Annotated in this window: 24 protein-coding genes, 1 tRNA gene and 1 pseudogene; 19 read left to right on the plus strand and 7 right to left on the minus strand. The window is 57.5% G+C overall.

Annotated elements, in window-relative coordinates; translation table 11 throughout:
• Positions 1–140 precede the first annotated feature (140 nt).
• The 5 genes from pyrF to M5R41_02460 all read left to right on the plus strand — a co-directional run bounded on the left by pyrF (position 141) and on the right by M5R41_02460 (position 5,136).
• Complete coding sequence (gene pyrF, locus M5R41_02440; GenBank protein ID MCZ7555249.1) at positions 141–959, plus strand: orotidine-5'-phosphate decarboxylase; 819 nt, start codon at positions 141–143, stop codon at positions 957–959.
• Positions 956–2,323, plus strand: coding sequence for a nickel pincer cofactor biosynthesis protein LarC (gene larC / locus M5R41_02445; GenBank protein ID MCZ7555250.1), 1,368 nt, complete (start codon positions 956–958; stop codon positions 2,321–2,323). Before pyrF ends, larC begins: the two co-directional genes overlap by 4 nt.
• A 4-nt stretch (positions 2,324–2,327) precedes the next feature.
• Complete coding sequence (locus M5R41_02450; protein ID MCZ7555251.1) at positions 2,328–3,626, plus strand: ATP-binding protein; 1,299 nt, start codon at positions 2,328–2,330, stop codon at positions 3,624–3,626.
• A gap of 6 nt (positions 3,627–3,632) precedes the next feature.
• A complete protein-coding gene (locus M5R41_02455; protein MCZ7555252.1) occupies positions 3,633–5,003 on the plus strand; it encodes a sigma-54 dependent transcriptional regulator in 1,371 nt (456 codons plus the stop codon).
• Positions 5,004–5,063: 60 nt separating this feature from the next.
• Positions 5,064–5,136 (plus strand) — tRNA-Gly (locus tag M5R41_02460).
• 109 nt (positions 5,137–5,245) lie between these two features.
• On the opposite strand, the gene M5R41_02465 is transcribed toward M5R41_02460, so the two are convergent.
• The 5 genes from M5R41_02465 to rpsU form a co-directional block, all read right to left on the minus strand.
• Positions 5,246–6,928 (minus strand): Ig-like domain-containing protein, encoded by a 1,683-nt coding sequence (locus M5R41_02465; GenBank protein ID MCZ7555253.1) that lies wholly within the window; start codon positions 6,926–6,928, stop codon positions 5,246–5,248.
• A gap of 15 nt (positions 6,929–6,943) precedes the next feature.
• Positions 6,944–7,954 carry an endolytic transglycosylase MltG gene (gene mltG, locus M5R41_02470; protein ID MCZ7555254.1) on the minus strand — a complete coding sequence of 337 codons (1,011 nt, stop codon included), beginning with the start codon at positions 7,952–7,954 and terminating at the stop codon, positions 6,944–6,946.
• Entirely contained in the window at positions 7,941–8,966 is a 1,026-nt protein-coding gene (tsaD, locus tag M5R41_02475; GenBank protein ID MCZ7555255.1) for a tRNA (adenosine(37)-N6)-threonylcarbamoyltransferase complex transferase subunit TsaD, read from the minus strand. Before tsaD ends, mltG begins: the two co-directional genes overlap by 14 nt.
• Before the next feature lie 6 nt (positions 8,967–8,972).
• Positions 8,973–10,298 (minus strand): DUF4921 family protein, encoded by a 1,326-nt coding sequence (locus M5R41_02480; protein MCZ7555256.1) that lies wholly within the window; start codon positions 10,296–10,298, stop codon positions 8,973–8,975.
• An 83-nt stretch (positions 10,299–10,381) separates the two neighbouring features.
• Complete coding sequence (gene rpsU, locus M5R41_02485; protein ID MCZ7555257.1) at positions 10,382–10,573, minus strand: 30S ribosomal protein S21; 192 nt, start codon at positions 10,571–10,573, stop codon at positions 10,382–10,384.
• Positions 10,574–10,908: 335 nt separating this feature from the next.
• Between rpsU and M5R41_02490 the strand changes: the two genes are divergently transcribed.
• From M5R41_02490 to M5R41_02510, 5 genes are read left to right on the plus strand one after another with little or no spacing between them, the layout of a single operon-like run.
• Entirely contained in the window at positions 10,909–11,160 is a 252-nt protein-coding gene (locus M5R41_02490) for a hypothetical protein (GenBank protein ID MCZ7555258.1), read from the plus strand.
• 9 nt (positions 11,161–11,169) lie between these two features.
• Positions 11,170–12,012 (plus strand): DUF1207 domain-containing protein, encoded by an 843-nt coding sequence (locus M5R41_02495; GenBank protein MCZ7555259.1) that lies wholly within the window; start codon positions 11,170–11,172, stop codon positions 12,010–12,012.
• A gap of 57 nt (positions 12,013–12,069) precedes the next feature.
• Positions 12,070–12,735, plus strand: a complete 666-nt coding sequence (locus M5R41_02500) for a polysaccharide deacetylase family protein (protein ID MCZ7555260.1) — start codon at positions 12,070–12,072, stop codon at positions 12,733–12,735.
• Positions 12,735–13,832: a glycosyltransferase gene (locus M5R41_02505; protein ID MCZ7555261.1), complete on the plus strand. Its 1,098-nt coding sequence runs from the start codon at positions 12,735–12,737 to the stop codon at positions 13,830–13,832. Before M5R41_02500 ends, M5R41_02505 begins: the two co-directional genes overlap by 1 nt.
• Before the next feature lie 55 nt (positions 13,833–13,887).
• Positions 13,888–15,948 (plus strand): OmpA family protein, encoded by a 2,061-nt coding sequence (locus tag M5R41_02510; GenBank protein MCZ7555262.1) that lies wholly within the window; start codon positions 13,888–13,890, stop codon positions 15,946–15,948.
• Positions 15,949–16,014: 66 nt separating this feature from the next.
• Here M5R41_02510 and M5R41_02515 read toward each other — a convergent pair whose 3' ends face one another.
• Positions 16,015–16,323, minus strand: a complete 309-nt coding sequence (locus M5R41_02515; GenBank protein MCZ7555263.1) for a hypothetical protein — start codon at positions 16,321–16,323, stop codon at positions 16,015–16,017.
• A gap of 73 nt (positions 16,324–16,396) precedes the next feature.
• On the minus strand, positions 16,397–18,025 hold the full coding sequence (bshC, locus tag M5R41_02520) for a bacillithiol biosynthesis cysteine-adding enzyme BshC (GenBank protein MCZ7555264.1): 1,629 nt from the start codon (positions 18,023–18,025) through the stop codon (positions 16,397–16,399).
• A gap of 162 nt (positions 18,026–18,187) precedes the next feature.
• Here bshC and M5R41_02525 point away from each other — a divergent pair, with 162 nt between their 5' ends.
• The 9 genes and pseudogenes from M5R41_02525 to M5R41_02565 all read left to right on the plus strand — a co-directional run bounded on the left by M5R41_02525 (position 18,188) and on the right by M5R41_02565 (position 26,764).
• Positions 18,188–18,862 carry a YggS family pyridoxal phosphate-dependent enzyme gene (locus tag M5R41_02525; protein MCZ7555265.1) on the plus strand — a complete coding sequence of 225 codons (675 nt, stop codon included), beginning with the start codon at positions 18,188–18,190 and terminating at the stop codon, positions 18,860–18,862.
• Between the two features lie 10 nt (positions 18,863–18,872).
• Positions 18,873–19,502: a DivIVA domain-containing protein gene (locus M5R41_02530; protein ID MCZ7555266.1), complete on the plus strand. Its 630-nt coding sequence runs from the start codon at positions 18,873–18,875 to the stop codon at positions 19,500–19,502.
• Complete coding sequence (locus M5R41_02535) at positions 19,495–20,322, plus strand: purine-nucleoside phosphorylase (GenBank protein MCZ7555267.1); 828 nt, start codon at positions 19,495–19,497, stop codon at positions 20,320–20,322. The genes M5R41_02530 and M5R41_02535 overlap by 8 nt, the downstream gene beginning before the upstream one ends.
• A gap of 3 nt (positions 20,323–20,325) precedes the next feature.
• Entirely contained in the window at positions 20,326–20,580 is a 255-nt protein-coding gene (locus M5R41_02540; protein ID MCZ7555268.1) for a DUF2905 domain-containing protein, read from the plus strand.
• Between the two features lie 4 nt (positions 20,581–20,584).
• Positions 20,585–23,143 (plus strand): annotated as a pseudogene (ileS, locus tag M5R41_02545) (isoleucine--tRNA ligase).
• A gap of 39 nt (positions 23,144–23,182) precedes the next feature.
• Positions 23,183–23,791: a DUF5915 domain-containing protein gene (locus M5R41_02550; protein ID MCZ7555269.1), complete on the plus strand. Its 609-nt coding sequence runs from the start codon at positions 23,183–23,185 to the stop codon at positions 23,789–23,791.
• A 46-nt stretch (positions 23,792–23,837) separates the two neighbouring features.
• A complete protein-coding gene (locus M5R41_02555; protein ID MCZ7555270.1) occupies positions 23,838–25,076 on the plus strand; it encodes a TraR/DksA C4-type zinc finger protein in 1,239 nt (412 codons plus the stop codon).
• Between the two features lie 16 nt (positions 25,077–25,092).
• On the plus strand, positions 25,093–25,695 hold the full coding sequence (gene lspA / locus M5R41_02560; GenBank protein MCZ7555271.1) for a signal peptidase II: 603 nt from the start codon (positions 25,093–25,095) through the stop codon (positions 25,693–25,695).
• A 25-nt stretch (positions 25,696–25,720) separates the two neighbouring features.
• Positions 25,721–26,764 carry an RluA family pseudouridine synthase gene (locus tag M5R41_02565; protein ID MCZ7555272.1) on the plus strand — a complete coding sequence of 348 codons (1,044 nt, stop codon included), beginning with the start codon at positions 25,721–25,723 and terminating at the stop codon, positions 26,762–26,764.
• Positions 26,765–26,906 lie beyond the last annotated feature (142 nt).

Here is a 26,906-nt window from a genome sequence, read left to right on the forward strand (position 1 = left end):
ACACGCCGCCGGATGCGTGCTGCCTGTGCGTGCGTGGCCGGGTGTACGAATACGTCCGGTCCGCGGATGTTCATTGCCTTTGAGGGCCATTCGCTCTATTTTTATATGTTCTAACGTTCTCGACACCAATTGAAGCATTCATGCACATCCTGGAAAAGTTAGACGCCATCACGGCGAAAAACAAGAGCCTCGTTTGCGTCGGTCTCGATACCGACCCCGCGAAGCTACCCGCCCACCTCCGCGGACGCGACGATGCGGTCATCGCCTTCAACCGGGCCATCATCGAGGCCACCGCCGATGTCGTCCAATCCTACAAGCTGAATCTTGCGTTTTACGAAACCCTGGGACGTGACGCCTGGCACTGCATCCGCGCGACGCTGGATGCGATCCCTTCCGACGTGGTCACCATCGGCGATGCGAAGCGCGGAGATATCGGCAATACTTCGACGATGTATGCCAAAGCCCTGTTCGAAGATTTCACCTTCGATGCGACCACGGTCGCTCCGTACATGGGCTTCGATTCCGTCGAACCCTTTCTGCGCTATGAAGAAAAGGGAATCTTTTTGCTGGCGTTGACTTCCAACAAAGGTTCACGCGATTTCCAGTATCTCGAAATCGGCGGCGAAGCACTCTACCGCCATGTCGTACGCACCGCCCTCGGATGGAATACCGCCGGCAATCTCGGCTTTGTCGTGGGCGCGACGCACCCGTCGGAGTTGCGGGACCTTCGCGCGATGGTCGGGGATGCGCCGCTGCTCATTCCGGGCCTGGGCGCCCAGGGTGGGGATACCGAGGCCTCCGTTAAGGCGGGAGTGACTGCCGCTGGCGGGCGCGCCGTGTACAATTCCAGCAGAGGTATCATTTTTGCCGGTGACGGCGAGGATTTCGCCGATAAGGCGCGCGAGGCCGCTCTGCTGCTCAGAGACGAAATAAACGCACACCGGCCTTCAGCCGCATGAAAATCGCCTATCTCGATATCATCTCCGGCATCAGCGGCGACATGACGCTCGGCGCACTCGTACATGCAGGCGCATCCTTCGATGCGTTGCGGGATGAACTGCGCAAGCTTCCGCTGGAGGGGTACGAGATGACGCTCACGCGGGTCCATCGCTCCATGATTGCCACCATAAAAATCGATGTGCTGCTCACCGAAGCCGGGAGGACGGAAGAGCTGGCGGTCCGTGAGTCCCTCACGGAAGCTCCGCACGATCATACCGATCATGCGCACACGCACACGCACACGCACAGCCATGCGTCGCATGTTCATACCCATGGCGGACAGACCGACAGCGGCATGGTGCCCGTTGGCGATGTGCCGGCCATGCCCCATCGGCATGTGACGAGGGCCTGGAGCGACATTCGGGCGCTGATCGAACAGAGCGTGCTTTCCGCGCGCGTCAAGCAGCGTGCCCTGGACATATTCAGCGCGCTGGCGCAGGCCGAAGCACAGGTGCATGGCTGTGCAGTGGATGATGTGCATTTTCATGAAGTGGGCGCGGTGGATTCCATTATCGATATCGTCGGTACGGCGATCTGTCTCGAGCTGCTCGGTGTCGAACGTGTCTATACCTCGGCTGTGCGGACAGGCAGCGGGGGGCATATCGATACACAGCACGGCGTCATGCCCGTGCCCGCACCCGCGACACTTGAATTGCTCCGGGGATATCCGATCGAACTTACGGACGTTCCCTTTGAACTCACTACCCCGACAGGCGCCGCCATCATCGCGGCGTCATCAAGGGGCGTCATGCGTGCATCGGAGTTGCTCTCCATTGATGCCATCGGCTATGGCGCCGGCAGCAAGGAATATCCCGGACTCCCGAACGTTCTGCGCGTGCTTATCGGCAGCATCGGCGAGCCCTTCGACAACGAAAGCGGGATGGACGCGGGCGACACCGTCACCATCCTTGAATGTTCCATAGACGACATGAATCCGGAGGTCTACCCCTGGGTGATGGAGCGCGTCCTCGAGGCCGGCGCACTCGATTGCTGGACGCAGAGCGTGGTGATGAAGAAAGGGCGCCCCGGACAGGTCCTCACCGTCCTAGCTCCCTTGGAAGCTGCCGATGTGCTTCAGGACCTCCTGCTGCGTGAAACCAGCTCCCTCGGTGTACGCAGGCACGAGGTGCGGAGGCGCAAACTGCATCGTGAAATCGAGACGGTGGACACGCGCTACGGACCGATTCGCGTCAAACGCATCGGTACGGGCGAAAGGATGCGCCGGGTACCCGAATTCGAGGAGTGCCGCCGCCTTGCAGGTGAACTGAATCTTCCGTTACTTGACATTTATCGCTCTATCGAACACGACAGCAATCGCGATTGACAGAATGACTTTTCCACGGGCACTTCTCATACTTCTTTTCCTGTTCTCGTTCCGCGGCTTCGCGCAACAGGAGCCGGAGGTTTCCGCCGAGCAGGTCCCGGAGGACTTGCAACAGGAGATCGTCGAGAAGTATTTCGAGGACAATCCCATACATACCATTCTGTACACACGCTACCGCACCGAGACCATCATTCTCCTCGTGCTTATCGCCGCCTCCATTCTGGGAGTACGGAATTACTCGCGCATACTCGCTCGACAGGAGCAGCGCGTGTTCGACGCACTGCAGAGCAACGCCGTCATCATTTTCGACCGTTCGTCTGACCTCAGAATGATGAACCGCGCCGCCCGCCTGCTGCTGGGACTCGATGATTACGTTTCCATGTCCGAGGTGTATTCCTACTACCTGAAAAACGCGCCGTCCCCGGAAATCCTGCAGGTCTTCGAGGAAGCGCAGAGCAGCAGATACGCCGTGGAACGCGAGGTCGTGTTCAATCACGGGAAAGTGATGCGTACGCTCATCGTCAAGGCGTATCCGTTTTACAGCGAAACGAAGCGGCTCGACGGGTATATCATGATCATCGCCGACATCACCGAGGCGATAGAGAAAGACCGGCGCGTCAACTGGTCCGGCGTAGCCCAGCATGTCGCGCACAAGGCGAAAACACCGCTGTCCACCATCACTCTCACCGCGCAGCACCTCGAAATGCTGCTCTCCGAACAGCGAGACGGGACAGGGGAGGAAATGACGAAGTATCTGGACCGCATCGTGAACGAGTCGCGTAAACTCAACGAGATCGTACACAATCTGACACGCCTCGCCAACAAGGAGCAGATGAATCTTCTGCCCAACGACGTCAACATCATCCTCCAGAACCTCGCCGACGAATATCGCGAAAAGTCCACGCGCAACATCGAAATCATCACGCATTTCTACCGCAACCTGCCCAGGGTCGGCATAGACATCGCGCATTTTCCTGAAGCTATCGGGAATCTGCTGGACAATGCCGTGCGGGCCATCGGCTCGCGCGACGGCAGAATCATCCTCGCCACAGCCCCCGGGCAATGGATCAACCGCCCCGGCGAGTATGTGGAAATCACCATACAGGACACGGGCGCGGGAATGGACGAGGAAGTCAAAAAAGGAATCTTCCGTCCGTTTTCAACACACAGCAAGGGCGGCACAGGACTGGGACTCGTGATCGTGCAGAAAATCATCCAGGAACATCAGGGTGAAATCACGTTCAACTCCTCGCCGGGCCTTGGCACGACGTTTCAAATTCGGCTGCCGGTCACTAAATACTGACGTATCATGAACGAAAAACCAATCATTCTCATTGTCGATGACGAAGAAGACTTTTGCCAGACCGTCTCCGACATTCTCACACACTCGGGCTATCAGACCGTCGTCCGCCAGAATCCCGTCGAAGCGCTGGAAATGCTGCACGTGCAGACGGTGGATCTCGTGCTGCTCGACATTCTGATGCCGCAAATGGACGGACGGCAGGTACTCACCGAAATCGTCCAGAACTGGCCGGAAATTCCCGTGATCATGATTACCGGACAGGCGTACAACGTCCCTGTCGCCATTGAAACGGCGAAAAAGGGCTCTTACTCCTTCCTCGCCAAGCCCATTGACCTCGTGCAGTTGAAGGAATCCGTCAAAGAAGCCATCGAATCCAAGAGGCCCAAGGTGGTCTCCGGGACCATCGAAGAGGTCATGCGCGAAATCGGGATCGTGAGCGCGAGCAGCGCCATTCAGCAAATCATGGGAATGGCCGAAAAGGTGGCCAAGACCACCGTGCCCGTGCTCATCACCGGTGAAAGCGGGGTCGGCAAGGAGGTCCTCGCCCGCGCCATTCATGCCATGAGCCCGCGCCGCGAGCGTCCCTTTGTTTCCGTGGATTGCGGCACACTCACCGAAACGCTGCTCGAATCCGAGCTCTTCGGTCATGTCAAAGGATCCTTCACCGGCGCCATGGCCGACAAGAAGGGCCTGTTCGAGATCGCGGACGGCGGCACCATTTTCCTCGACGAAATCGGTAACACCAATACGACCTTTCAGCAGAAGCTGCTCCAGGTGCTCAACAGCGGCAAGGTTCGCAGGGTAGGGGATCCGTTGGATCGCGATGTGGACGTGCGTGTGATCAGCGCCACCAACAAGCATCTGCTGCATCTGATACACGAGGGGACGTTCCGCGACGACCTCTTCTACCGGCTCAACAAATACGACATCCACATCCCGCCCTTGCGCGAACGGCGCGAGGACGTCGCTCCTCTCGTACGGCATCTTCTCGCCAAGGCCGCCCGCGAACACAGCCTGCAGGACCACTTCTTCTCGCCCGCGGCGCTCGATTTGCTCACACGGCAGGATTGGCGCGGCAACGTGCGTGAACTGGACAGCGTCGTGACCAAGCTCGCGATTTTCGCCGAAGCCGAGGAAATTGACGTGCACACCGTAGCGCATGCGCTCAAGGCCGAAATTCAGGGGAAGCGCGCGTTCAAAGTTGACACGCGTCCGCTCATGGATCAGGTGGAGGAGTTCGAGAAGAAGCTCATCATCGAGGCCCTGCGCGCGAACAACGGCAATCAGACCCGCGCCTCGGAACAGCTCGGTGTCGAGCGCACCAACTTCGTCAAGAAAATGCGCAAGCACGGTTTGAATAAGGAAGATTTTCTCTGACGCTCTTGCATTTTCCGCCCGGATGGCGTATATTTATATACCTCTTGAACAGAGGTATTTGCGGGAATAGCTCAGTTGGTAGAGCGCAACCTTGCCAAGGTTGATGTCGCGAGTTCGAGTCTCGTTTCCCGCTCTTCACCGGACAAGTTACATGCTTGTCCGGTTTTTTTTGCGTCCAGCTGTTCATCGGGAATTGATTCACAATCGTACATCGTACATCGTACATCGTACGTCGTGCATCGTCACTCGTTTGTCCGCAATTTGACGCCTCCGGTTTCCCAGCGGGCGCGGACGCGAAGTGTGTCTTTGTAACGGAGGAAGGGTTCGGGGGCGAGCAGAGGTCTGGCTCTTCCTGGTGAGTAGCGGCCGTTGCTGTCGAGATCAAGGAAGGCCTCGATTTTATACTGTCCCTCGGGGACGCGGGGAAAGGAGAAGCGTCCGCTGGAATCCGCGACAGTGTGGCGCTCCGTGCCGCCGTCCTTCACGTCGCGCAAGGTGATGTGCGGGACGCCCCTGAGGCTGTCACCGGCAAAGCTGCCGGAAACGCTGCCGAAATTGCCCGCCTTGCCGGAAGTGAAGGGAAGGCAGTACAGCGTGTCCGCCATGGCGCGGTCCGTAATCTCGTCTCGTATGCTCGCCAAATCCAGGCACAAGCGGTACGCCGCCGCTTCATCGAGCACGGGATGCGCGATTTCCACGCGCGTCATATCGGGTTGCAGAATGGTGACGGGGAGTTCTTTGCCTGTGGAATCGAGCAGGCGCACCGACACATCCGGGCGTACCGGCCGCGAAAAACGCAGCAGGAAAACGCTGTCGGTGGGTACTCCCTGCGCGCCATCCTTTGGGAAAATCTCGAGAAATGCCGGTCTTCCTGTGTCGGGCAGGGCGCTGCCGTCAAAGTACTGCGCCTCGGCGCGTAACGGATTTCCGGCCGCATCGCCGAGAGAATCGAGCTGCAATCGGAAACGTCCCTCACGCATCGGTTGCGCGAGAAACACATCCCAGCTGTGGCGTCCCTGCAGCGCGCGGTGCACGCTGTGCACGGGCAGCGGTGTTCCGTCGGCGGAGTCGTACAGCGCGACGCTGCCTGAAGGAGGCGGGAAAGGCTGCACATCTTCGCTGAAAGCAATGCGGAACTGCCGCATGTTGACCGCCTGCACGCGCTGCACGAACGGCGCCGTAGTGTCCTCCCGATGCAGGGTAAAACGCAGCGCCGAGGGCATGCGGCTGCTGTCCGCCGCAAACACGTCGCCGGCTGGGATGCCGATTTCATCTGCTTCGACGTCGTAGAGCTGATTATTGAGATTGTCGCGCACGGCGAACACCCGATACCATCCTTCGCGCAGATAGGAGAGGCGGAAGCGTCCGTCGTCGCCGGTACGGACGACATAGTCCGGGCGATGACGCGCGGGATCGAGCGTATCACCCCGTCCCTCGTGCAGCAGATAGGCGAACACGGATATCCCGGCCGGCTTCGCATCGCTCACGCTGCCTTCGATCATACCGGCGTCGAGACTGTCGCCCGTCGAGAACGCCAGTTGCCAGCTTCCGTTCATCGCGTTGCCGGCGCGCAGATCTTTGAGATTGCTGCCGACGGTGATGACGATGGTTTTATCGTCGGGCAGTTCATCCGGAAAGAGCACTTCCACTTCGCGTGCGGACCAGTCGAGTTCGGGCTTGCCGTCCAGCAGGGGAGAGATGTGCAGGGCCTCGTCGAAGGAGCGCTTGTCCACGCGTTCGTTGAATTCGATCACCACACTCCGCCCGCGAAAGTTGACGGTGCCCGGAGCGGGTGTGCTGTTGCGTACATACGGCGCCTCGGAGTCCGCGGGCCCCCCCTCGGGCGGACGCTGCGTGGCGCAGGACGCACACAGCAGCGCCGCGAGGATCATGGATCGGCGGAAAGCGACGTGTTGCGGTTTCAACGGATATCCTTGCCTTTAGCGACTGTTATCGGCCGCGCGCCGCTGTAGTTTTCGGTACACGGCCACGGCCTTGAGGTGTTCTTCGTAATTGCGGGAAAAGGTGTGTCCACCACTTCCGTCCGCCACAAAATAGTAAAATCCGTGCTCCTCAGGCCAGAGGGCCGCGCGGATGGCGCCGACACCCGGATTGTTGACCGGTCCCGGAGGCAGTCCGCGGTACATGTAGGTGTTGTACGGCGAGTTGATGGCGAGATCGGAATACAACAAACGCCGCGGACCGTCGGGGATGATGTACTGTACGGTCGGATCCGCCTGCAGCAGCATACCGCGCCTGAGACGGTTGTAGTACACACCGGCCACGCGTGCGCGCTCCTCGGCAAGACGCGTCTCGCCCTCCACAAGCGACGCCATGGTCAGCACCTGATGCACGGACAGACCGCGCTCGTCCATGCGCGCAAGGAATTCGGCGGTGAACTGCCGCCGCATCGCAGCGGCCATGCGCGCAAGCACCTGACGCGGCGTCGCGTCGAATCGTATGTCGTACGTATCCGGCAGAAGATAGCCCTCGAGTTGCCGGACATCGAGTCCGAGACTGTCGATGAAATCGCGGTCCCGACTCAACGCGATCACATCTTCCGCATCGAAGCCTGCTTCCTTGGCCAGCACCGCCGCGATGCGTCTGATGGTGAGTCCTTCGCGAATGGTGACGCGTACGGCGGCCTGATGACTGCCCGCGACGAGAATCGCCAGGATGTCGGCGGCGGAGGCGCTCTCCGGAAACTTGTAATACCCGGATTGCAGCCGGCTCGCCGACGAGGAAAGCCGCGCCATCAGCATGAAGACGTATCTGTCACGCAGCACGTCATTGGCCGCGAGGGAGTCGGCAATGCTGCCGAGCGTGCTTCCGCGGGGAATGTCCACGGGGCGTAGTGCGCCGCTGCGATACGGAAGGAGGCTGGCGGAAAAGAGATACAGCAGCGCGAGCACTGCGACGGCCGCGGCGAGGACGAGACTACGGCGTTTCATGGAACAACGTCCCTGCCAGGCGCGCGAATGCGGGGGCCTGCGGCTGCTTCCGCGCACGCGACAGGCGGAAGGATGCAAGCAGCGCAATCATCGCGGCGTTGTCGGTGGAGTACACGGGCGGTGGAATGAAAACGCGTTTGCCGATGGCGCCCGCCCGTGCGCGCAGCGCCTTTCCGAGACCGGCGTTGGCCGAAACACCACCTGCCACGGCCAGATCGCGAATACCGAATTCCGCGGCGGCGCGGAGCATTTTTCCGACCAGTATATCCACAACCGCCTGTTGAAAGCTTGCGCAGATGTCCCGCAGTTCCGCATCCGTCAGACGCAGGATGCCATCCACCGCACGACGACGCAGATGATACAGTACCGAGGTCTTGAGTCCGCTGAAGCTGAAGCGGTACCCCTCTTCATCCAGCAGCGGACGCGGAAAGGCGATAGCGGCCGCATTTCCTTCTTGCGCAAGGGCGTCGATCAGCGGTCCGCCCGGGAAGCCGAGTCCCAGCATTTTCGCCACTTTGTCGAAGGCCTCGCCCGCCGCGTCGTCTATGGTGCCGCCCAGCAGCGTGAGGCGTTCCGTGTCGTGCACGAGCACGAGCAACGTGTGTCCGCCCGACACCGCCAGCGCGAGGTAGGGGAAATCCGGTTTCTCCTCACCCAGGAAGGCCGAATACAAATGCGCTTCGACGTGATTGACGCCGATGAACGGCAGCCCGCGGGCGGCCGCGATGGCCTTGCCTGTGTTGAGGCCCACCAGCAAGGAACCGATCAAACCAGGCCCCTGCGTCGCCGCCACGGCATCGACGTCTTCGATCGTCACTCCGGCGTCGTCCAGCGCCGCCTGAATGATCGGAACGATGGCGCGAAGATGTGCGCGCGAAGCGAGTTCCGGCACCACGCCGCCGAAATCGGTATGGAACAGTTGGGAAGAAATGATGTTCGAGAGCAGCGTTCCGTCCCGCAGGACCGCCGCGGAGGTTTCGTCGCAGGAAGATTCGATACCGAGAATGGTCACGACGGCTCAGGATCCTTTGAAGTACTGCAGAGGATTCGGGACGACGACGCATTCCTCGGCGATGCGAATGGAGCCGTCAATAACGCCATCCCTGCGCAGATCGTAGAAGCGCGGCACCAGTTTGTCGCGCAGCACCGTTGGTGTCAGCGGATTGATGTAAATGTTCGTGCCGCCCTCGAAACCCGCAGGTGTGTTGATGCGCAACTTGACGAATACATGCCAGGGAATTTTGAAGATGGAATCCATGGGCGTGTGATGCCATTCCTCGTTCACGGAGATGTCTCGTCCTATGGCGGCATGCACCGCACGCACGAGATCGCTCATTCCGCGCACCTCCTCGGGGGTATGGTCGGACGGACGCGCATTCACCGATTTGGAAAAAATTTCGACGGTCGGGAAGCGGTGGCCTATTCCGACAAAGGCGAGGGCGTAATCGTTTTCAGCAAAAATCAGATTGTTATACCCGGCGAAATTCGGTCCGTACGTGTTGTACACGTTTTTATCCTGCACCACGAGTTTGATTTTCCGCTCCATTGCCGCTCCCCATTCGTCAATGGCGACAATTTGCGTGTGCAGATGATCGAAGGTCGCCCCGGCCGGCTGCAGCCAGTTCTTGAACACACTGATGGATCGCACGTAGCGGTTGTTGGCCACGATATCCTGCATCGCGTCAATGATCAGGGCAAAGTACTGGTAATGCTCATCGGCGCTGAGGTCGCCGGTGGAGCACAGCTCATCGGTACTTTGCGCATCGGGCAGGTAGTGACGATCGGCGATGATCAGCTCATGGCCGCCGCCGAAATGTGCTTCCGCCAATTTGATCTTGTCATCGAGGGAAATTTTCGAGATCTCTTCATCGGATTTTCCCTGGCGCCCGAGTTTATAGTCCACGATACCGAGGACGTGTTTCAAACCGGTGGGATTGCCCAGATACTGATCCATCCAGACACGGTTCTTGTTCGAGAGCTTGTAATTGTAATTCCGTGTCCAGTAGTCCACGGAGAGGATTTCGAAGAGATTCGATATGCGGCGAAAGAGCGGACGGGTGTGCGTGTAGGCGTCGGGAGCGACCTGATACAGCGTCGTAAAACCGTCCCCGGTGTGCACGACACGGGACTTTTCCGGAGCTGTTTCAAAATAGCGGCTTATGCAAAACGCGCAGTAACCTTCTGGATCCTGCTTATCGAGCAGGGGGGCGGCGATGTCGCGTTGCGGCGATCCCAGCGGCTTGTCGCCACGGCCCGGTACCGACCATACTTCGACGCCGGTGAACGGGTTCACTTGTTTCACCGTTCCGTCGGCCATGGTGTTGAAATAGAAATGGTAGTCCAACCCGCCTCCGGTAACTCGGTTATGGATGGGCTATGTGGTCAGGGAGAAGATCGTGAAGCGACTCCCATGCAGGGAAGGCCGGCTCAGCTTTCGTCGGACGTACGCCGGGCGCGACGGACGGCCTTTTGCTTCTTCATGCGCTTCTTGATGGACGGCTTCGTATAATAGGCGCGGCGCTTGAATTCCTTGAGAATGCCCGAGCGTTCGTATTTTTTCTTGAAACGTTTAATCGCGCGGTCGATGGGTTCGTTTTCCTGTACAATAATGCCGATCAAGCTGAACTCCTTTTGTTTTGTGAAACGATTTCTGAATTCCATTCAGATTTGAAAAATAGTGATCATCATGCTCTGAATCAAGTATGAAATCGTGGAATCCTGCATTTTCGATACGTTTCGCCGCCAGCGGATCGTCGGTCCGTTTCGAGGTATCGTGGAAACGCCGCGGGTCGTGCCTGCGGAACGGCGTCGCTCGCGTTCTTCGGCGGGCGAACTGTTGAGACGACGCGCCTGAGTCCGCGTTTCCCTGGTCCGGCGGCTGCCACATCGCCGGCGCGTTGTATCTGTGCCCGCCCCGTGCGTACCTTGCATCTGTGCCCGATGCGGAACGTTGTATGAAAAAAATCACAGAAAAAACTCCCCCCCGCGATGATGAGGAATCCAAAGTGAAGTTCTGCCTGAACTGCGACGATATGGATGATCTTGCGCTGAGTTCCGAAGCCGATGACCTGGCGCAACTACAGGATCGTTTCGAAAACTGTGTGCATACCGGTCGCTTCGACGGGGATGTCTGCTCGCGCCTTTTCGTCGCCGACGATGATCTGAACGCTTCAGCGCTGTCGGACGATGATGACGATACGGAGTGACGGGGACCTATGAAACGCGGCGTTTGCACCTTGCTTTTCCTGTGTTGTTTTTCCTTTTCCGTGCGCGCACAACACCGCACGGAGCATCCCGCCGGACGCCTTCTCTTTCCTCCGCTTCTGGCGCATCACGTCGAACCACGTATGGGCGCTCTGAAACTGAACGGCGAGGATCGTCTGCGGCTGGACATCGGTAACGCGGTGGACCTGTGGAATTTTTCCAGTGAGAGCGGCGAATCGCTCTTCGCCGTCGGCGCAGATTTTTTTACCTGGACCTCTCTCCGGCAGGACAAGGACTTCCATTTTCCCGTTGACGCGGTGGATTATCTCTTCGGAATCAACGCCTCCTGGCGTATGTCGATGGACGAGCAGCTCGTCGCCGGAGCGCGTCTCCGTCTCAGTCATATCAGTGCGCATCTTGTGGACGGCAGTTACGATAAGAGCACTGCCGCCTGGAGAGACGGAAGAGAGCCACTGGTGTACAGCAGGGAGTTCGTTGATCTCGTTGCGTCGCTGGACGTCGGCGATAACCTCCGATGTTACGCAGGCGGACAATACATCTATCACATCGATCCTGCATATTTGGGCAAACTCGGTGTGCAGGCCGGCGCGGAGGCCTTCTACGTCGATGCTTTCACGGACGGGATACATTTGTATGCCGCGTACGATTTTCGCACCGTCGATGTGCATGCGGTCACAGCCGCCCACGCGTTGCAGGCCGGGGTGAAATTCGGTCAGATGCGCGGAACGGGACTCAATGTGTTCGTAGCCCTGTATCACGGAAAAAGTCAGCACGGGGAGTATCACGACCTCACCTGGTCGTACTGGGGACCCGGCTTTACCGTTGATTTTTGAAAAATCGACATTCATCTGTATCATTCTTTTTTTACAGCCTGATCGAAAGAACAGACCATGCGACTCGCCGGGTTTTATCATGCCGCACTATCACGCTCGCTCTCGCGATTACCCGCACTGTTGCCCGGCGCGCAACATCGGCTTGCTGATACCTCTGCGGTTGCCGTCACGATTGACGACGGTCCCACGGCGAAAGGCACACCACCCTTGCTCGAGGCGTTAACGCAAAGCGGTATCGCCGCAACCTTTTTCTTCACCGGTATCGAAGCGGAGCGTCATCCGAAGCTGGTGCGGGACGTCGTGGCGCAAGGCCATGAAGCCGCGTCCCACGGATACACGCACGATGACCTGTTTTTCGCATCACGCGAGACGGTGCACCGCGATATGCTCCGTTCGCTCGACGCCATCGAGCAGTGCTGTGGCGTACGGCCGCGCTGCTATCGGCCTCCGTACGGCAGGATCAATCCCTTTCACATGGACATCGCCACCCGGCTCGATTGTACCCTCGTGCTGTGGAGCCGCATGCCGAGAGATTTCGACACCAGGCAAAAAGGCGCGGCGTTGTTGGAGAACCTGCGCTCCGTGCGCGGCGGGGATATTCTCGTTCTGCATGACAACGCCAGCACTCTGGGGCGACTGCCGGCGCTCGTGCATGCACTCGCACGACGCCTGCGCGAAACGAATCTGCGCGCCGTGCGCCTTTCCGACGGAGGCGATCGGTGATGATTCCGGTAACGATTCTGACCGGCATCCTCGCGCTGTACCTTCTCAAGGTGGCGTTGTTTCTGCTGGGCTCGAAACGGGCGAGCAAGCCCCAGCGCAGCGTGGCAACTCCTTCGGTGTCCGTCATACTGGCGGCACGAAACGAGGAAGCGAATATCCACCGTTGTCTGCGAAGTCTGTCCGCGCTGGTCTATGAAGGCGATCTGGAGATATTGATCGTCAATGATCAGTCCACGGATGCGACGCCGGTGATCATGACGGAGTGGGCGGCGAAGGACAGCCGAATACGGATGATCAGCACGGAGGGACAGGTTCACGGTTTGAAGGGAAAGACCAACGCCATCGCGCAAGCGATCGAGCGTTCGACCGGAGAAATTATCCTTACGACGGATGCCGATTGCGAAGTACCGCGAGACTGGGTGCAGCGTACCGTGGAGCAGTATGACGCACACACGGGGTGCGTCTGCGGCTTTACCATGATCACTACGGATGGGTGGTTTTCGGGTATGCAGTCGCTGGACTGGGCGTATCTGCTCACCGTGGCTTCCGCCGGTGTAGGATGGAATCGCGCACTCAGCGCGGTTGGAAACAACATGTCCTACCGCCGCGCGGTGTATGACGAGGTGGGCGGCTATCAGGGCGTCGGTTTCAGCGTCACCGAGGATTTCGCATTGCTCATGGCTATCGCGTACAAAACATCCTGGAAAGTCCGCTATGCGGCCGAACCCTCCACGCTTGTCTGGAGCGCTCCCTGCCCGAATGTGCAGGATTTGTACAGACAAAAAAAGCGTTGGGGCAATGGGGGATTGGACAGTCCGCTTACCGGATTTATCGTGATGAGTGTCGGCTTTTTGATGAACCTTGCACTCCTGTTGTTACCGTTGTTCGGTTTACCACTGTGGGCGTGGTTCGCCGGATTCGCCGGCAAGTGCATGGGCGATGCGGTGTTGCTGGCGTGGCCGCTGTCGCGCTTCCGGCGCATGGACCTCTTTCGCTATTTCCTGCACTTCGAGCTCTACTACATCGTGTATGTGACGGCGTTGCCCTTCGTGGTGCTCCTTGGCGGTAAAGTGGTCTGGAAGGACCGGAAACTTTGAGCTTCCAGGACTGGTTGTAGTAGTTTTATCCATCTTCTCAAGTATTTGAGGTGCAATGATGAGAGTCACAGCATTCGCAATACTCGCATTGGGTCTCCTTACGCAATCTGCGCACGCGCAATCGGATCAACCGCTCACTCTGGAATGCACACGCACGGGCGTGGCACGTTCCGAAATCCGCTCCGTGACGGAAGGCGCTCCGCATTCGCTCGTCACAACACCCGTGAATCAACTTGGGGAGCATATACCGGACCTGGGACCGGCCGACTTCCGCATCGCGAAAGGAAAGAAAATCGCCACCATACATGAGGTGAAAGAAATCACCGCGGTGGAGAATACCGTGATGCGGGTGATACTCATGGTGGACAACAGCCAGTCCATGAGTCCATGGTTGGGGATCATGCACAGGACGCTGGAAAAAACCATCGCGGGACTTTCGCCTGCCGTGCGCGTATCTGTGCTGTTTTTCCGTGAGGGCGAGAATGCCGCTCCCGTGTTCCATCACAACGGGAAGCCCTTGCCGATGGTCCGCCTTCCGTATACCTATGATAAACCCCGCGCGGTGGAATACGCGAAGCGCATGCTCGTCGAAAGAAATCTGACCCGGAATACCTATCTCTACGACGGCGTGTACGCCGTGCGGGAGCAGATTGCGGCCGATACAGGGAGGGTGGACCGGAGCTTCGCCATCATTTTCAGCGACGGCGAAGACAATAAAAGCATAGTGGATGCTCCTACCGCACTGAACGCGGCACATACAGGCACGACATACTTTACGATCGATTATCTGACAAAAGCGAACAGTTTTCTCGTCGAGCTAGCGAAGAACACAGGCGGCGAGCATTTTCTCGCGCGGAATGCCGAAGATCTGGGAGGCATCTTCGATGAGATCGCGAAGAAAATCGTCGCCAAAGGGTACACGGTCACCTACAGTTTCAAGCAGACACCCACCGCAACACTTTCCGCTTCGGCCAGAGAATTGGTTATGGAGGAGGAAATTATCCGGGAAACCTTCCCACTGCTCAATTATGTCTTCTTCGAGCAGGGATCGTCCACCATTCCCGAGCGCTACAGACGCCTGACCTCCGCGGAAGTGACGGCCTTCGAAGAGAGCGCTATCGAGGGCGGAGCACTGGATTTTTATTACAACGCCCTCAACGTCATCGGGAGCAGGATGAACGCATCCCCGGACGCACGCATTACCATCACCGGCTACCACAGCAACACGGGCAGCGAACGAAACGCGGGCCAACTCGCCAGAGGACGGGCGGAAGCGGTGCGCGATTACCTGCGGACGGTCTGGAATATTGACGAAACGCGGATGACCCTTGCCGCCGGCGCGCTGCCGCCCGTCGCATCGTCATCGCGCGACACGATGGGGCAAAGCGAGAACCGACGCGTCGAGGTCACTTCCGAGGACGCGCAACTCCTCCGGCCCGTTACCTTCGTGCGTCGTATAGCGAAGGTCATACCTGAATCGGTGCAGTTCACCACGACCGTGAACGCCGAGGAAGGCCTGGAGAACTGGCGTATCAGCACCGAACAGAACGGGGTGCTCTTCGATCAGCGGAACGGATCGCAGCACGAAGCGCGGATGACCTGGAATTGGAAGAACCGCGACGGCGAGCTGCCGGCCAGCAGCGGCGCATTGAGCACACGATTTCTGATACAGGACAAGGCGGGCGACAGCTACGTCACCGAACCGCTTTCCATTGCCGTACGAGAGATCAAACGCGAAAGCCGCAAGAACGTGATGGTGGAAGGCGGTATCACCGTGGAAAAAATCAGTCTCATCCTTTTTCCTTTCGATGTTGCAGAACCGGGTCCCCGCAATGAGCGCATCATGGACACGTATGTGTATCCGCGTGTCACGGAGGACGCAGGGATCACCGTCAGTGGCTATACGGACGTGATCGGATCGGAGGACTATAACCTGAAGCTCTCGCAGCAGCGCGCCGACGCAGTGCGCACCATACTGCTCAACCGGCTTGGACCGGCGAGCGCCGAACGCGTTCGTGCGGTGGGTCTGGGTGAAACGGCGCCCGTGTTTTCGAACGACACGCCGGAAGGGCGCTTCTACAATCGTACGGTCAGTCTGCGCATCGAGCGCGAGTAACAGCCGCCGGAAACGGAACAACGCCGCGCGGTGCTCCCCGCGCGGCGTTGTTCGTCAGAGGGAATCCTATTCTTCGATCCCCGTCGGAAGCGAAACACTGACGGTGACTTCGCTCATCGAGAGATCGAGAATGCCGTCGAGATGCTTGAGCATGGAAGCAAATTCGGCACTCATAACGTGCGTGTTCCATTGATCGAGACTGTCGATAAAGTATCGTGTGTAAAATGCCCCGGACTCGTCGTACAGTTCCTGGAACATCTCCACGCGGTTGGCGCCCCAGGACTGCAGCGTCGGCCACACGTGGCGCAATCCGCGGCGATAATCCTCGAGCGTCGCATGCGTCTTCAGCACATTGCGATAGGTGACGTAGTACATGACCGCACCTCCAGAGATAAAAAGTACAAGGTTACACCCGCAAAAGTACCGTTTCTCCGGAGAATAGCAAGTCCTAGAGCAGCAGCAAGCGGTGCTCGGCCGGGAAGGGGAGACAGGCATCCGAAATGAGTTTCAGGACATCTCTGCCATAGCGGTTCACAAACACGAGCACATTGATCTGACGTTCCTGCGGTTTTCCCTCAGGGACGAGGTACGCCTGCATTTTCGTGAGTTGCCGCGTCATCACCTCGTCCTTCTGCCGCCGATGCTGCTGCAGCTTTTCTTCGAACGTGGCGAGCGCGCGTTGGATGTTCCGCACTGTCGCTTCCGCAGGGTCGCCGAGATTGGCGTGCTCGGCACGTGCCGTGGCGGGTAATTGCGCGAGGTGCTGCTCGATGACGGCCGACAGTGTGCGGAAATCCATCTCCGGCGCCTCATCCGGTTTGTCTGATGTGGCGATGCGGAACATCTCATCGCTGTCCATGAACATCGCCGCGTAGGGGAGCAGGTACTTGCCGAACAGTTTCTCGATTTTACGTTCGACAATCGTTATGCTGCTTCGCGGAGCGATCAGCGGCATGGGAAGCTGAAAATGATCGTACGCCGGCTGCAGCTGTGCGAAATAGGCGACCTCGGAGGGACCTGCGACATAGCTGACGGTCGGAAGTATCGAGTCCTGGACGATGGGTCGGAGCAGCACATTGGGGCTGAAACGCTCCGGTGCGGTGTTCGCGAGTTCCAGCAGTTCCTCGCGCGAAAAGCGCTGGCGTGTGCCTTTGAGGAAAAAGCCCTGGTCGCCTGGTTCGATGGCGTAACGATTACCCTTGTGGATCATGAAGAGATTCACCGCACGGGGTTTGATCTGCGCGTGGTACCGGTCGTCGAGTTCCGCGCTTCTCTTGATCACCTCCTCGCCGGTTGTGGGATAGGTCTCGAGTTCCTGCAGTATGATCGGAGCGGCGAGTCGTTTTATTTCGACGTCCGTCGGATCGAGAAAAACGATACCCGCTTCGGGGAATAAATCGTTGAAGAGTCGGGCGAAGGCGACATGAAGCGGTACACCGGTCTGATAGTTATTGTCGAGCAGGGCGGTAATCCCGTCGCTGAATTCGGTACGGGGTAATTGTTCGCAAAATTCCCTGATCACCTCTTCGATGCGTTCGTCAAAGCTGATGGAAGCGACCGGGGCCAGGTTTTTCTCCTCTTCGTCCGCCGGTTGCGCATAGGTGACGCGGCGGAAATCATTGTCCGTGGTGATGAGGCCGGTATTGTTGATCTCGAGAAAATCATGGTCTTCGCACTCCATCCAGAACACCGGGATGAAGGAATACCCGGGAAACTGTTCCTTGAGCCACGCGGCGAGATGCATGGCTGTGAGCGCCTTGTACACCGTGTACATCGGCCCTGTGAACAAGCCCACCTGCTGACCGGTGACGACGGCACAGGTGTTTTCCCGCTTCAGCAACTCCACATTGCGCCACACCGCGTCGCCGGCGTGGAAGCGTTTGTTCTGCTCTACAAGCGTGGTGTACAGCGTCTCCCGCGGGTACTGCCTGCGTTCGAGCTGCTGCAGATGGGTTTCCCAGGCAAGGACGTCTGTGAAATGCCCCGTGAAAAATGCGGAAGCGTCTTCCTGATGAGCGACGTAGTCACAAAAAATGCGCGGACTTCCCGGTAGCGCGTCGAACGGTAGGGTGATCATGTGTGTCGGGAATAAGTGAGCAAAATCAAAATATACACGCGGAGAAGAGCAGAGACAAACCGATGAACGCGTGCGGTCCGCGTATTGTGCCAAACCCCGTACTGTGCCAAACCTGTACCGCCGTTTGTTTCTTAGGCACCCGGCAAATAAATTGATTTGCTTATGCTGGCTGATCGCATCGCGGACATAGAACGGAACATCCAACAAGCCTGTGCGCGTGTCGGACGGGCACGTAGTGAGGTCACACTCGTGGCCGTCACGAAAACGCAAGCCGTCTCCGTCATCAATGATGCCATCGGCCTGAATCTCACCGATATCGGTGAAAACCGAGTCCAGGAATACCTGGCAAAACGAGCAGATCTCCTGCCGCATCGGTTTCACATGATCGGTCATCTGCAACGGAATAAAGTTCGGCAAATCATCGGATTACCAGTTCTGATTCACTCGGTGGATACCCTCGATCTGGCTGCCGAAATCAATAAACGATCGCAATCCTTGGGCATCGTGACCGAGGTGCTTCTGGAGGTGAATACCAGCGGCGAGATATCCAAGGAGGGGGTGAGTCCGGATAACCTGGAGGAACTCGCCGTCGCGGTCCGACAGTTGGAGGCGGTCCGATTGCGTGGTCTGATGACTGTCGCGGCGTTTGAGGATGCTGAACGTCTCCGCCCTGCGTTCCGTTTGCTGAGCGTGCTGCGGAGCGAGCTGCAACGAAGTTTTCACGACGCGGCAATCAGCGAACTTTCCATGGGCATGACTAACGACTATCAGGTGGCGATTGAGGAGGGAGCCACCATTATCCGTATCGGAAGCGCCATTTTTGGTCCCAGACAATGAGGTGATGAGCATGGATGCAAATACTCTTGCGAACAAAGAATTCTCCACCTCCCGGAAGGGATGGAATCCGGACGAGGTGCGTCCGTATTTGCGTGCTCTCGCGGAGGAACTCGCCGCACTGGCAGACGAAAATGATGCCTTGCGTCGGGAAGTCGTTACTCTCGAACAACAACTTCGCCAATCCAAGGATACGGAAAAACGCATCCGCGCAATGCTCGGGGATCTGAAAAGCGCTTCAGAGCAACTTGCCAAACAAACCGAGGCGGGTGTGCTCGCTTCCACCATGCGCGTCGAGCAGGAGCGGAAAGTCATGATCGAACAGGCGAAACGTGAAGCGGATATCATTATCCGGGACGCCGAGCGTCGCTCCGAACGCATCGTCGCTCAGGGTAATGAACGCTATGCCCGCCTTCAGGAACAGATTGATTTGCTCGAAGCAAAAAAGATCGCTATTGTGACGCGCATCAGGTCCATTCTCCGCGCGGAGGTGGACTTTCTCGCTTCTTTTGAGCAGGGTGGACAGGGACGCGCGATTCGCAGTGCAATACTGCCGGGTGGAAAAACGCGCGAGGGAATCAATACCGACGAACTGCATGACATTATTCAACGTCTCGATCAATATGGAAGGACAGATGACTGAACTCCGCGCCATGATGGAGGATGCGGTCGCGTATATACGCTCCAAAACGCAGTTGACGCCCGACATCGGCATCATCCTTGGGACAGGTCTCGGCGGGCTTGTTCGTGAAATCGACATCGAGTGTGAACTCGATTACGCCGACATACCGCATTTTCCCGTCTCCACCGTCGAGTCGCATCACGGGAAGCTGATTTTCGGGACGTTGAGCGGAAAGCACGTCGTCGTCATGCAGGGACGTTTCCACTATTACGAAGGGTATACGCTCAAGCAGGTAACCTTCCCGGTGCGGGTGATGCACTCTCTTGGCGTGCGCACCTTGCTGATTTCCAATGCTGCCGGCGGTATGAATCCATTGTTCAGACGTGGCGATGTCATGCTGATATGGGACCATATCAATCTCATCGGAGATAATCCGCTGATCGGCGTCAATGACGATGCATTGGGCCCGCGTTTTCCGGACATGAGCGAGCCCTACGACAACGGTCTCATGCGTCTTGCGGAGGAAACGGCACTTGCGAACGGTATCGCGCTGAAAACCGGGGTATTTGTCGCCGTCGCCGGCCCCAATCTCGAGACACGCGCGGAGTATCGCTTTCTCCGCGCTATCGGGGCGGATGCGGTCGGAATGTCCACCGTGCCGGAGAATATTGTCGCGATTCACATGGGTATGCGCGTACTGGCGTTTTCCATCATTACGGATGAATGCTTTCCGGACGCACTGGAAGCGGTCGATGTACCGGCAATTATCCGGACAGCAAATGAAACCGAACCACGATTGCGCGCCATCATGAAGGGCGTTATTGCACGCCTCGAGGAGTGAACCATGGCAGCCGGCAAACGCGAGTGGATATCCATCGTCCGTATCGTGATGGTAATGACGCTGTTCTGCGCGGTCGTCATTGTAGCGGCGACGCGCTTCCGCCGTATCCCCTTCATCGGTGCACTGCCGGGCGATTTTGAACTTACGCTTCCCGGTCTGAATTTGTACCTTCCGATCACGACCAGCATCATCTTTGCCGCTGTCATCACGGCGATAGCATATTTCATTCTGGACTCATCCAACAACGACCAACCCTAATCTCATGTCACGTTTCGAACCCTTTCCTGAAAAATTCTCATACTCCGACATTGAACTCGAAATACTCCGCTTTTGGGAAGAACGGAGTATTTTTGATAAAAGCATCAGTGAACGACGAGACGGTACAGCCTTCACGTTTTATGAGGGACCGCCCTCCGTCAACGGTCGTCCCGGCATTCATCATGTGATGTCGCGGACGCTCAAAGATCTCGTCTGCCGCTACAAGACAATGACCGGTCATCGGGTCCACCGCAAAGCAGGCTGGGACACGCACGGTTTGCCCATTGAAGTGGCCCTGGAAAAGGAATTGAAATTCGAGCAGAAATCGGACATCGAGAAATACGGTGTTGCGGAGTTCAATCGCAAGGCGAAGGATTTCGTGTATCACCACATCGAGTATGCCGAAGGCTGGGGCAAGCTCACGGAGCGCATGGGCTACTGGGTGAATCTGGACGATCCCTACATCACTTGTACCAACAACTATATCGAGTCGTTGTGGTGGGCGCTCAAGCAGTTCTACGAAAAAGGACTGATTTACAAGGGCTTCAAAATTGTTCCGCAGTGCCCGCATTGCGAAACTCCGCTCTCCTCGCATGAACTCGCGCTGGGCTACGCCGACGTGAAGGATATGAACGCCTATGTCACCTTCCGCCTGCGCAATGAAGACGCCGCCATCCTCGTCTGGACCACCACGCCCTGGACCCTGATTTCCAACGTCGCACTTGCCGTCAATCCGTATGTCGAATATGTAAAAATCCGTACCGCGGAGCATGGAGTGCTGTATCTCGCGAAGGAGCGCCTCTCCGTCATCACCGAGGAGTACGACATCCTCGCCGAGATGCTCGGGACAGATATGCTGGGCATGGAGTACGAGCCGCTGTTCCACTATGTGGAGGTGGACAAAAAGGCCTGGTACGTGGTGTCGGGTGACTTCGTCACGACAGAGGATGGTTCCGGTGTGGTGCACATCGCACCAGCGTTCGGTATGGACGATTACGAGATGATGAAAAAGTACGACCTGCCGTTTGTATTGCCGGTAACACCCGGTGGGCGTTTTACGGATGAGGTCACGGATTTCGCCGGACGACTGGTCAAAACGCTCAACTTCTCCACGCACACGGAAGAAGGCGCAGATCCGGACATCATGCGCAAGCTCAAAGAGAATGGCCGTGTCTACCGTTCCTCGAAAGACTACCTTCACAGCTATCCGCATTGTTGGCGCTGCGACAATCCGTTGATCTATTATGCCCGCGACAGTTGGTACATTCGCACAACGGATTATGCGAAGCGGATGATCGAATTGAATAAGGAGATCAATTGGTGCCCGCCGGAAGTGGGCAGCGGACGCTTCGGCAACTGGCTCGAGGACAATAAGGACTGGGCGTTGTCACGCGATCGCTATTGGGGCACCCCGCTGCCGATCTGGGTGGCGGAGGATGGTTCCGACATGTTCATTGTCGGATCTGTGGAAGAACTCATGCAGGGCTTCCGTATCGTCGATGGGCAGCGTGTCGCTCCCTCCCGGGAGGATGTTGATTTGCATAAGCCCTGGGTGGATGAAATCTATTTCGAGAAAAACGGCCTGTTCTATCGCAGGACACCGGAGCTGATCGACGTTTGGTTCGATTCCGGCGCCATGCCCTTTGCGCAGTACCACTACCCGTTCGAGAATAAGGAGTTTTTCGAGGAGAATTTCCCCTCGGATTTCATCTGCGAAGGCATTGACCAGACTCGTGGCTGGTTCTATACGCTGCACGCCATCGCCGCGGCCCTGTTCGACAAACCGGCGTACAAGAATCTCATTGTCAACGAACTGGTGCTTGATAAAAACGGACAGAAAATGTCCAAGTCAAAAGGCAATGTGGTGGATCCTTTCTATGTGCTGGATCGCTACGGCGCCGACGCGACCCGTTGGTATCTGACGGTGAACAGTCCGCCCTGGCGGCCGACGATGTTCAATGAGCAGGACATCGAAGGGGTGCAGAAAAATTTCTTCCGTGCGCTGATCAATACGTATCAGTTCTTCACCATGTACGCCAATATAGACGGGTTCGACGCAACCGCCGCACCGGTACCTCTGGAACGACGCCCGGAAATTGACCAATGGATTTCGACGGAACTGCAGGTCCTCGTTCGTGATGTCCGTGCGGACATGGATGCCTATGATCCGACTCCGGCAGCGCGCGCGATCGCGGATTTCACGGTTGACCAATTATCGAATTGGTATGTACGCAGAAACAGGCGGCGTTTCTGGAAAGGCGCCATGTCCGAGGATAAGCTCGCCGCTTTCCAGACACTGCATGAGTGTCTCCTCACTCTGGCGAAGCTGATGGCGCCCTTTGCACCTTTCCTTGCCGAAACGCTGTACCAGAAGCTTACCGCCAGTATGGCCCCATCGGAACGTGTGGAATCCGTCCACCTGTGCCTGCTTCCCGAGCCGGGGTATATCGACGCGGCGTTGAAGGCCAAGATGCGAAACGCGCAACGTGTCGTATACCTCACCCGGGGACTGCGTGAGCAAACACGCCTCAAGACCCGACAGCCTTTGGCGAAAATTCTCGTCGCCAGCCCAGAACACGGTCTTGCAGACCATGTACGGGCGATGCATGACGTCATTACCGAGGAAACAAACATTCGCGATATCGAGATCATCGCGAATGACTCGGAGTTGCTGAAAAAGCGCGCCAAAGCGAATTTCAAAGTCATCGGTCCGAAATTCGGCAAGCAGGTGAAGGCTATCGCCGCACGTATCGCTGCGTTCACCACCGATGAAATCAATGCGATGGAACGTGACGGACAAACGACATTTACGTTGGACGGAGATGACATTGTGTTGCAGAGCGAGGATGTCGAGATCCTGCACGAGGATATCGAAGGCTGGACCATCGGCAGCGACGGCGGCCTCGTCGTAGCCCTGGACACTTCGCTCACGGAAGACCTCATCAACGAAGGTCACGCACGTGAGTTCATCAGCAAGATTCAGAGCCTCCGCAAGGACAGCGGTATGGAAGTGACGGATCGTATCGTCATCACATGGAACAGCGACAACGCGGAACTCGAACGGGCAATTTTGGAAACCGCGTCGTATATTTGTTCTGAAACGCTCGCTGTAAAAATCCTTAAGGCCACCATACCTGCGGGCAGCGGGATCAGGATGAGCGTCAACGATCTTTCCTGCGATGTGTATATTACCGCAGCCGAGATCGAGTAGCATTCAAACGTTCTCAATACGATTCTATTTTTTCGGAGTGTGTAGTATGGCAGCGAAAACGACCAGTAAAGCAAGCCCCGCGGAGAAGGCTGAGCCGAAGCCCGCGAGAAAGAAGCCCGCCGCAGAGGCGAAGGCTGCGAGTGACAAGGCCGCAAAACCTGCCCCGTCGAAGAAGGGCAAGACCGACGCCGCCACACCCGCACCCAAGCCGGCAGCGACAACGTCCGCAAAGAAAGCGACGGCTGTTCCTCCCAAGGGGAAATCCTCTCCGGCGAAAGTTGTCGCTACGCCTGCGGCAGGCAAGAGCAAGGAAGCGAAACCCGTACCCGCGAAGAGTACACCCGCCAAGGCGGTCAGTCCGAAAGGCAAGGACACTCCCGTGAAAGACGTCAAAGGAACGTCGAAGGCAAAAGCCCCCAAACAGGCTCCGAAGGCTGAGAAGACAGCGCCTGGAAAAAGCAAAACCACCGCGAAAGCAGCCGCGTCCAAACCCGTCAAGGACAGCACCTCGAAGGCCAAAGCCGCAAAGACAACGGAAGTGAAGGCGGCTCCCGTCAAATCGAAGAAAGCCGTGACCGCTGCTGCCCCGAAAGCGACAAAGGAAAGCGCTGCGCCGTCGAAAACCGCGAAAGAGAGGAAAGCCGCGCAGACCGCTGCGCCGGAGAAGAAATCCGCCGTCCCCAAACCGGCGCTCCCCGCCGCAGCCCCGGTGCGGAAATCCGCCAGGCGCCGTATCAAGGCCGATGCCGCCGAAGGCGAAGCCGGAGAGGGTGAGCCCAAAAAGAAGCGCAAGTACACCCGTCGGGCCAAGAAAGCGCCGGCACCCGTCCCTAAATATCAGGGCAAGCAGGTGTCTCTGCTGAAGAAAAAAGGGGTGGGGGACGCTGCCGCGGTAAAGAACAAACAGCAGCGCCTGTATTCACCGCAGGACCTCGAGTATTTCCGTGTTCTCATTCTCGACAAGATCAAGGATGCCAACGAGGAATTGCTCAGCATCGAGGATCGGCTCATGGATTCCGCCACGGGTGAGTACAACGAAGACAGCACCTACTCGCTGCACATGGCGGATCAGGGTACCGACGCAATGGAGCGAGAGAAGGCCTATCTCTTTGCGGCCCGGGAAAGGAAATTCATTTCGCATTTGACGGATGCGCTGCAGCGTATCAAGAGCGGAAATTACGGATTGTGCATCGTGTGCGGCGACCTCATCGAAAAAGGCCGACTCGAAGCGGTACCGCATGCCCGCATGTGCGTATCCTGCAAACAGGAAACGAAAGTCCGATGAAAGCAGACGGTATTCTGTGCTGAAAAACCTGCGTATTCTGTATGTCACTGCTGGCCTCCTGATTCTCGATCAGGTCACCAAGCTGCTCGTCAAAGGTGTGAATATCCCATCGTTGGGCATTTCGCACTATGGGATGACTTATGGTGAGTCCATACAGCTCATTGGAGATTGGCTGAAGATTACCTACATCGAAAATCCGAATATGGCATTCGGCATCGAGGTGGGGGGGAAACTGTTTCTTACCATTTTCGCCATGCTCGCGTCCGTAGCCATCGTGTACCTGCTTTGGAAGTATCGCAGCGAACGCACCGCGTTCCGCCTGTCGCTCGCGCTCGTCTTGTCGGGCGCACTGGGAAATCTGATCGATCGCACACTCTATCCCGTGCTGTACGGCACCGGTAGCTTTTTTGAAGGGAATGTCGTGGACTTCATCAATTTTGATCTTTTCATGATCAATCTCGGTTCATCGTCCTTCAAGTTCTGGCCCATTTTCAATGTGGCGGATGCCGCCGTATCGATCGGTGTTGTGCTGTTGCTCATCGTGGGCTTTCCGCATAAAGCAGCGGACGCGGACGCAGCCGTACACGCGCAGCGGAATACCACGCCTGATTCACAGTGATCCTTCAATCTTTGTCCTCCTGTCCATGAACGACGATATCTCGCCGGATCTCGACGACCTTCCTGTTTCCGAAGATGACGATGCCGCAGCGGTAACGGTGTACGAACTCCGCTCAGCGGCAGGGGCCAGGCGCGTGCGCCTGGATCAGTTTATCGTGCGGAGTGTGGAGAACGCATCGCGGACACGCGTGAAATCGCTTGTGGAGGCGGGTGGTGTGGAGATCAACGGACGCGTGGTGCTCAAACCTGGGCGTCTCGTCATTCCCGGCGATCTGGTGCGTTGCACGATTCCCAAACCACCTCCACCCGACATCGTCGCGGAGGATATCCCGCTGGACATTGTGTTCGAGGATGAGTCCATCATCATCGTCAACAAGCCCGCCGGCATGGTGACGCATCCGGCGTTCGCCAATTACACCGGTACGCTGGTGAATGCCTTGTTGTATCACACGAGAGAATTATCCCTCGAACGCGGTGAAGAGCGCGCAGGTATCCTGCATCGTTTGGACAAGGATACTTCCGGACTCCTGGCGGTGGCGAAAACCGATTTTGCCCATCAGTATATCGCAAAACAATTTGCCGCGCACGACATCGAAAGAGAATATCAGGCAATCGTGTGGGGTAGTATGCCGGAAAAGCGAGGACGCATAAGCGCACCTCTCGCGCGTCACCCCAGTGATCGAAAAAAAATGGCGGTGGTGGAGGGGGGAAAGGAAGCGATCACCGGGTATGAGGTGTTACGGGATTTCGGCTTCATGTCGCATATTCGATTGAAACTGGAAACCGGGCGCACGCATCAGATTCGTGTCCACCTCGCTTCCTTGCGTCATCCGGTATTCGGCGACCCCACCTACGGTGGCCGCAGGATTCTCTACGGCAATATCACCGCTCGCTACAAGCAGCTGATCAGCGAGTTGCTCGAGCTGTTGCCGCGGCAGGCGCTGCACGCACGCACCCTCGGTTTCAGGCATCCCGTTTCGAGGGAAATTGTCCGCTTTGAGTGTCCGTTGCCCGATGATATCGCGAAGGCCCTGACGATGCTCGAGGAATTCTCGGCGGAGTACACGTGACGATCCCGACGGGGCACGTGCGCCCTGTTGCGCATGCCCTCCGTATCCTCACGCTGCGGAACACAACGAAATGACGTACGCGGATTATCGCCATCTGCATCCTATATTACACCGGTCTGCGGAATTGGACACTCGATGCCAA

Source organism: Bacteroidia bacterium, assembly GCA_027493955.1.
GTDB lineage: Bacteria > Bacteroidota > Ignavibacteria > SZUA-365 > SZUA-365 > JAOSJT01.

Excerpts from the sequence above, each read along its gene's own strand:
- pyrF (MCZ7555249.1), top strand. The coding sequence starts at position 141 with ATGCACATCCTGGAAAAGTTAGACGCCATCACGGCGAAAAACAAGAGC.
- larC (MCZ7555250.1), top strand. The coding sequence starts at position 956 with ATGAAAATCGCCTATCTCGATATCATCTCCGGCATCAGCGGCGACATG.
- M5R41_02450 (MCZ7555251.1), top strand. The coding sequence starts at position 2,328 with ATGACTTTTCCACGGGCACTTCTCATACTTCTTTTCCTGTTCTCGTTC.
- M5R41_02455 (MCZ7555252.1), top strand. The coding sequence starts at position 3,633 with ATGAACGAAAAACCAATCATTCTCATTGTCGATGACGAAGAAGACTTT.
- mltG (MCZ7555254.1), bottom strand. The coding sequence starts at position 7,954 with ATGAAACGCCGTAGTCTCGTCCTCGCCGCGGCCGTCGCAGTGCTCGCG.
- M5R41_02490 (MCZ7555258.1), top strand. The coding sequence starts at position 10,909 with ATGAAAAAAATCACAGAAAAAACTCCCCCCCGCGATGATGAGGAATCC.
- M5R41_02495 (MCZ7555259.1), top strand. The coding sequence starts at position 11,170 with ATGAAACGCGGCGTTTGCACCTTGCTTTTCCTGTGTTGTTTTTCCTTT.
- M5R41_02500 (MCZ7555260.1), top strand. The coding sequence starts at position 12,070 with ATGCGACTCGCCGGGTTTTATCATGCCGCACTATCACGCTCGCTCTCG.
- M5R41_02505 (MCZ7555261.1), top strand. The coding sequence starts at position 12,735 with ATGATTCCGGTAACGATTCTGACCGGCATCCTCGCGCTGTACCTTCTC.
- M5R41_02510 (MCZ7555262.1), top strand. The coding sequence starts at position 13,888 with ATGATGAGAGTCACAGCATTCGCAATACTCGCATTGGGTCTCCTTACG.
- M5R41_02515 (MCZ7555263.1), bottom strand. The coding sequence starts at position 16,323 with ATGTACTACGTCACCTATCGCAATGTGCTGAAGACGCATGCGACGCTC.
- bshC (MCZ7555264.1), bottom strand. The coding sequence starts at position 18,025 with ATGATCACCCTACCGTTCGACGCGCTACCGGGAAGTCCGCGCATTTTT.
- M5R41_02525 (MCZ7555265.1), top strand. The coding sequence starts at position 18,188 with ATGCTGGCTGATCGCATCGCGGACATAGAACGGAACATCCAACAAGCC.
- M5R41_02530 (MCZ7555266.1), top strand. The coding sequence starts at position 18,873 with ATGGATGCAAATACTCTTGCGAACAAAGAATTCTCCACCTCCCGGAAG.
- M5R41_02535 (MCZ7555267.1), top strand. The coding sequence starts at position 19,495 with ATGACTGAACTCCGCGCCATGATGGAGGATGCGGTCGCGTATATACGC.
- M5R41_02540 (MCZ7555268.1), top strand. The coding sequence starts at position 20,326 with ATGGCAGCCGGCAAACGCGAGTGGATATCCATCGTCCGTATCGTGATG.
- M5R41_02550 (MCZ7555269.1), top strand. The coding sequence starts at position 23,183 with ATGCATGACGTCATTACCGAGGAAACAAACATTCGCGATATCGAGATC.
- M5R41_02555 (MCZ7555270.1), top strand. The coding sequence starts at position 23,838 with ATGGCAGCGAAAACGACCAGTAAAGCAAGCCCCGCGGAGAAGGCTGAG.
- M5R41_02565 (MCZ7555272.1), top strand. The coding sequence starts at position 25,721 with ATGAACGACGATATCTCGCCGGATCTCGACGACCTTCCTGTTTCCGAA.